6 protein-coding genes are annotated in these 6,100 nt (G+C 71.1%); 3 read left to right on the plus strand and 3 right to left on the minus strand.

Going from position 1 to position 6,100, the window contains the following annotated elements:
• On the plus strand, positions 1-224 hold a 224-nt coding region (locus G6028_RS15380; RefSeq protein WP_206682193.1), incomplete at its 5' end, for a hypothetical protein.
• Positions 225-297: 73 nt separating this feature from the next.
• On the opposite strand, the gene aqpZ is transcribed toward G6028_RS15380, so the two are convergent.
• The 3 genes from aqpZ to G6028_RS15395 form a co-directional block, all read right to left on the minus strand.
• Positions 298-1,023 carry an aquaporin Z gene (gene aqpZ / locus G6028_RS15385; protein WP_182609516.1) on the minus strand — a complete coding sequence of 242 codons (726 nt, stop codon included), beginning with the start codon at positions 1,021-1,023 and terminating at the stop codon, positions 298-300.
• A 250-nt stretch (positions 1,024-1,273) separates the two neighbouring features.
• Positions 1,274-2,002, minus strand: a complete 729-nt coding sequence (locus G6028_RS15390; protein WP_182659394.1) for an SIR2 family NAD-dependent protein deacylase — start codon at positions 2,000-2,002, stop codon at positions 1,274-1,276.
• 38 nt (positions 2,003-2,040) lie between these two features.
• Entirely contained in the window at positions 2,041-2,661 is a 621-nt protein-coding gene (locus G6028_RS15395; RefSeq protein ID WP_241730811.1) for an Rv1157c family protein, read from the minus strand.
• 412 nt (positions 2,662-3,073) lie between these two features.
• Between G6028_RS15395 and typA the strand changes: the two genes are divergently transcribed.
• The gene (gene typA / locus G6028_RS15400) at positions 3,074-4,996 is read left to right on the plus strand and encodes a translational GTPase TypA (protein ID WP_179525605.1); all 1,923 of its coding nucleotides are present in this window, start codon (positions 3,074-3,076) and stop codon (positions 4,994-4,996) included.
• 95 nt (positions 4,997-5,091) lie between these two features.
• Positions 5,092-6,100: ABC transporter substrate-binding protein (locus G6028_RS15405; protein ID WP_338404250.1), on the plus strand; the 1,009-nt coding region annotated here is incomplete at its 3' end.

The raw sequence follows: 6,100 nt of genomic DNA on the forward strand, positions 1-6,100 counted from the left end.
CCGGCGGCGCCACCGGCGACATCGCGGACGCCGGTGGCCGGCACTCCAGGTCTGACGGGTCCCAGGGTCTCGGCACCCATGACACCGGCACCCATGACACCGGCATCCACGACCGGACGGGGCGTCACCCGGACGACGTCGATCCGGCCGCCCACCCGGACCGGGAGCCGGGCGTCGTGGACAAGGTGTTGGGACGGAACCGACGGGACGAGCAGGGGCGCTGACCCCCGGTACGTCGGACCGACTGCAGGGCCCGCGGGAGATGATCCCGCGGGCCCTGCAGTCATTCCCGGGTGGTCAGGCGGCGGCGCCGGTGGTGACCCGGGCGTTCTTCACCCGCTCGCCGAACAGGGGACCGTACAGGGCGCCGGCGATGAGCGCGCCGAGGATCGGGGCCACCCAGAAGAGCCACAGCTGACCGACGGCCCCGTCGCCGTTGAAGAAGGCCACGGCGGTCGAGCGGGCCGGGTTCACCGAGGTGTTGGTGATGGGTATCGAGATGAGGTGGATCAACGTCAGCGTCAGCCCGATCGCCAGGGGTGCGAAGCCGGCGGGGGCGCGGCGATCGGTGGCTCCGAGGATCACCCAGATGAAGATCGCGGTCAGCACGACCTCGATGATCAGGGCCGAGAGCAGGCCGTACCCGTCCGGGGAGTTGGCGCCGAAGCCGTTGGCGGCCATGTGGCCGGTCGCCTCGAATCCGTCCTTGCCCTTGGCCACGACGAGGATCAGTGCTCCCGCGACCAGACCGCCGACGACCTGGCTGACGATGTATACGGGGGCCTTGGCCCAGGGGAGGCGCCCGGCGATGGCGGCGCCGACGGTGACGGCCGGGTTGAAGTGGCCGCCGGAGATGTGGCCGAGCGCGTACACGCCGGTCAGGACGGTCAGGCCGAAGGCCAGGGAGACACCGAGGTAGCCGACGCCCACGGGGACGTCTCCGGTGTCTGCGGTGGCGACCTGGACGGCGGCGAACACCGCCGTGCCGCACCCTCCCAGTACCAGCCAGAAGGTGCCGATCACCTCGGCCGCGATCACCGCCGTCCCGGACGGGGTGCCGGGGGACGTGTCGGACGGGGTGCCGGGGGACGGTGCGGACGGGGTGCGCGGGGACGAGTCGGACATGGATTGACCTCCGGTGGTGTACTCCCCGGGATCGGGGGAGGCGGGAACGTGGTGGTGAGTGTTTCCGCTGAGCACACGCTAGCGCTGCCGGGGTCCCGCCGCGCCGGTTCCGCGACCTGTCAAGCGGTCCCGGCGAGGTGAGCCTCGGTCAGGGCGCCAGGAGAGTCGGGAGAACCGCCGCGGCGGTGTCACGGAGGTGGACCGTCACCCCGTCCGTGAGGCCGGAGGGATCGGGGTTGACCTCGACGACCGGGATCCCGAGGTCGACGGCGATGCCGGGGAGCGACGCGGCGGGATGGACGAGACCGGAGGTGCCGACGACCAGGACCGCGGTCGCGGCGGAGATCGCGGACACCGCGGCGTCCCAGGGCTGCCGGGGGAGCATCTCGCCGAACCAGACCACTCCCGGCCTGGCCCGTCCGCCGCACCGCGGGCAGTCGGGCGGCGCGAGCCGGTCCACGGGGTCCGCCGGCGGCGGCCCCACCTCCATCGGGGCCCCACACTCGTCACACCGGTGCGCGAAGAGGCTGCCGTGGAGATGGTGCACCCCGGCGGAACCCGCGCGCTCGTGCAGGTCGTCGACGTTCTGGGTCACCACCGTCACGCTGCGGTCCCGGGCGGCGCGGGCGATCGCGAGATGACCGGCATTCGGCTCGGCGCATCCGACGAGGCGCTCGCGCCAGCGATACCAGGCCCACACGGAGTCCCGGTCGCGGTCCCAGGCCTCCGGGGTCGCGAGGTCGGCGGGGTCGTGGCGTGCCCACAGTCCCGTCCGGGAGTCCCGGAAGGTGGGCACCCCGCTCTCCGCACTCATCCCGGCACCCGTCAGAACGACGAGAGGCCCGCCGTCGCCGAGGGCGAGACGGGCCTTGCTCATGTCGGGGTGGGGCCGGTCGGACCCCACGCCGTCGCTGATCACGGGACGAACGCGGAACCCACCAGCGGCAGTGAGACACAATTGGAGGTCCCGCCGCCGGCGAGGGTGGTGGTGACGCCGCCCTGCAGGAGCATCAGCACCTGCCCCGGGCCGGTGTCGGCGACACCGTTGAGGGTCGCCGGTCCGCCCGCGTTGATCCCGTTGTAGCTGAGCACGGTGGTGCCGCGGCGACCGTTGTTGATGTTGAACCAGTCCACGGTCATGGGCTGCACCTGCTGGGGTGCGACGCCCTCGGTGCCGAGGGCGGTGAAGATGAAGCCAAGGTGGCCGCCCGGGATGCCGGGCAGGGGCAGGCCGGCGGGCCCCGGCACGGCGGTGGCGGCCCCGACCGCGGTCTGTTCCCCGTCGATGCAGTTCTGCATGATGGTCGGGTAGGCGAACTGCGCGATCACCGGACCGTTCTCGGGCAGCGGGGTGCCCGGCTCGCCGGACCCGCGGAAGAAGCCCACCAGCCGGGCGATGGTGCCCCGGGTCTCCTCGGGGATCCACTGCTGCTCGGAGAGGTTCTCGATGGCCTGCAGCACCGGCTCGGTCGGGCGGCCCAGCTCGTCCAGCGACTGGGCGCTCGCGGAGGCGGGGACGGCGAGCGACACGGCCATGGCGGCGACTGCACCGAGACCTAGGTTCCTGAACGAGTTCCTGAGCGAGTGGCGGGTCACTGGCGAGTCCATTCTTCGGATGAGGCGGACGGACCGGTCGGCGGGCCGACCAATCGACGGCTCGATGTTCTCACAACGTTTACAGGTGTGGATACCGGAGGCCCGGTTGCTGTGGCGTCTGTGGCCAGTGTGGCAGAAGATACTTGTGATGTAAATAACAGTGGCCGCCGCGGGTGTGGCGTCGCCCGCTCGGGATGACTGTCCGGAGGCCGATGCGGGTAATGTGGTCACGCACGCGCGCTCGACCGGACGCGCTTGTGGATCACGCGGGAGTCCCGCAGATTCCCACCACGCGCCCGGCGGCCACAGAGTCGCCCGTGGCGCCGAAAGCCTCTGAGGGAGAACCCACCGTATGGCCCTGACCGAGTTCCGCAACGTCGCCATCGTCGCGCACGTCGACCATGGTAAGACGACACTCGTCGACGCGATGCTGCGCCAGTCCGGAGCGTTCGACGAACGCGCGGAGCTCGTGGACCGGGTCATGGACTCGGGTGACCTCGAGCGCGAGAAGGGCATCACGATCCTGGCCAAGAACACGTCGGTGCGGCGTCTCGGCGCAGGGTCGGGCGGCGCCGACCTCGTCTTCAACATCATCGACACCCCCGGCCACGCCGACTTCGGCGGCGAGGTGGAGCGCGGCCTCAACATGGTCGACGGCGTCGTCCTGCTCATCGACTCCTCGGAGGGCCCGCTGCCGCAGACGCGGTTCGTCCTGCGCAAGGCGCTGGCGGCATCCCTGCCGGTCATCATCGTCGTCAACAAGACCGACCGTCCGGACGCCCGCATCGACGAGGTCGTCGAGGACGCCCAGGACCTCCTCATCGGTCTCGCCTCCGATCTCGAGGACCCGGACGCCCAGGCCGCGGCCGAGCGCGCGCTCGAACTGCCCGTGGTGTTCGCCTCCGGGCGCGCCGGTAAGGCCTCGACCACGCAGCCGGCCAACGGCCAGGAACCGGCCGGGGAGAACCTCGACGAGCTCTTCACGCTCCTGTACGACGTGATCCCCGCGCCCCGCGGTGACGCCGACGCGCCGCTGCAGGCCCACGTGACCAACCTGGACGCGTCCAACTTCCTCGGTCGTATCGGTCTGGTCCGTATCCACAACGGCCGTCTCCGCAAGGGTCAGCAGGTGGCGTGGATCCACAACCTTCCCGACGGCGGTCAGGAGACCAAGTCCGTGCGGATCTCGGAACTCCTCGCGACCAAGGGCGTCGAGCGGATGCCCACCGACGAGGCCGTGGCCGGTGACATCGTCGCGGTGGCCGGGATCAGCGACATCATGATCGGCGACACCCTCGCGGATCCGGAGAACCCGGTGGCGCTGCCCGCGATCACCGTCGACGAGCCGGCGATCTCGATGACCATCGGCGTCAACACCTCCCCGCTCGCCGGCCGCAACGGCGGTACCAAGCTCACCGCGCGGATGGTCAAGGCGCGTCTCGACCAGGAGCTCGTGGGCAACGTCTCGCTCAAGGTCCTCGACACCGCGCGCCCCGACGACTGGGAGGTCCAGGGCCGCGGCGAGATGGCGCTGTCCATCCTCGTCGAGACCATGCGCCGGGAGGGCTTCGAGCTCACCGTGGGCAAGCCGCAGGTCGTGACCCGGGTCGTCGACGGCAAGGTCCACGAGCCGATGGAGCACATGACCATCGACGTGCCCGAGGAGTACCTCGGCGCGGTCACCCAGCTCATGGCGGCCCGCAAGGGGCGCATGGAGCAGATGGGCAACCACGGATCCGGATGGGTCCGGATGGAGTTCCGGGTGCCCGCCCGGGGGCTGATCGGCTTCCGCACGACCTTCATGACCGAGACGCGCGGCGCCGGGATCGCCAACTCCGAGTCGGCCGGCTACGAGCCCTGGGTCGGAGAGATCCGCTCGCGGCACACCGGTTCACTGGTCGCCGACCGTGCCGGCAAGGCCACCGCGTTCGCGCTGCTCAGCCTGGCCGACCGCGGCGACTTCTTCATCGAGCCCGGTTCCGAGGTGTACGAGGGCGTCGTCGTGGGCGAGAACCCGCGATCCGAGGACATGGACGTCAACATCACCAAGGAGAAGAAGCTCACCAACATGCGAGCGGCCTCCTCCGATACGACCGAGACCCTGCAGAGGGCCCGCAACCTCTCGCTGGAGGAGGCCATGGAGTTCTGTGCCGGCGACGAGTGCGTGGAGGTCGGACCGGAGGCGATCCGCGTGCGCAAGGTGCTGCTCACCGCCAATGAGCGGGCCAAGGCCCGCAGCAAGTCCAAGTCGCGCGAGCAGCAGTCGGTCAACTGACGAGGACCCTGGTGGCGACGAGGGGGGCATCAGTTCGTCGGCGCGGCACGGGCGTTCTGGCAGCCGTGCTCTCCCTCGTCGTCGTCACAGGGTGTGTGGCCGATCCTCCTCCGCCCACCGTGGTGGGGGAGGAGCGTACCGACGGGGAGTCCGTCAGCCTGTCCAGCGGCGGGGTCCTGCTGGCCCTCGACCGCGTCGACCCGGGCTTCAACCCGCATCTCCTGGCCGATCAGGGAGTCGACACGGACCTGGTCGCCTCCCTGTTGCTCCCGAGCGCGTTCGTCCCCGGGCCGGGCGGTGAGCCGGTGCTCAACCGCGACCTCCTCGTGTCCGCCGAGCCCCTGCCGGGGAGCCCGCGGACCATCCGCTACACGATCGACCCGCTGGCGCAGTGGACCGACGGGGTGCCGGTCGCGGCCGAGGACTTCGAGTACCTGTGGCGGCAGATGACGACCCAGCCCGGAGTGGTCGACCCCGCCGGGTACGAGCAGATCGTCGAGGTGCGGTCCGGCGCCGGGGGCAAGGTCGTCGACGTGGTGTTCGACTCCCCACCGACGCAGTGGAGGACGCTGTTCGCCGACCTGCTGCCCGGACACATCCTCAAGAACGCCCCGGACGGCTTCCAGGGCGCGATGTCCGGCCTCCCCGTGATGAGCGCGGGACCGTTCATGATCCGGTTCGCCGACATCGGTCGGGGGGAGATCGAGTTCGTACGCAACGACCGGTACTGGGCGCGCGCGCCGGAACTCGATCAGATCCTCGTGCGGCGGGCGACAGGGGCCGGACAACTCGGCGCGGCGTTGCGTGGAGGACCGGGATCACTCGCGATGGTCTCGGCGACACCGTTGGCCGCGGACGTCTCGGCCACCGTCCCCGGGGTCCGTGCCGTGACCGTCGACTCCTCGGCCCAACTCGAACTGGGCTTCAACACCGTCGCCCCGGCGGTCCGCGACCCGGCGGTGCGGCGCGGCCTCACGGCGGCGGTGGACCCCGAGGTGGTCGGTCGGATCGTCACCGGACAGTCCGACCCGGCCGTCACGACCTACCCGTTCCCGCCGGGGTCCGCCAGCACCACGACCGGCGACGGGGCCGCCGTGGAGCGCG

This window comes from Dietzia cercidiphylli, from assembly GCF_014145145.1.
Taxonomy (GTDB): Bacteria; Actinomycetota; Actinomycetes; order Mycobacteriales; family Mycobacteriaceae; genus Dietzia; species Dietzia natronolimnaea.

Excerpts from the sequence above, each read along its gene's own strand:
- G6028_RS15395 (WP_241730811.1), bottom strand. The coding sequence starts at position 2,661 with ATGGCCGTGTCGCTCGCCGTCCCCGCCTCCGCGAGCGCCCAGTCGCTG.
- typA (WP_179525605.1), top strand. The coding sequence starts at position 3,074 with ATGGCCCTGACCGAGTTCCGCAACGTCGCCATCGTCGCGCACGTCGAC.
- G6028_RS15390 (WP_182659394.1), bottom strand. The coding sequence starts at position 2,002 with ATGAGCAAGGCCCGTCTCGCCCTCGGCGACGGCGGGCCTCTCGTCGTT.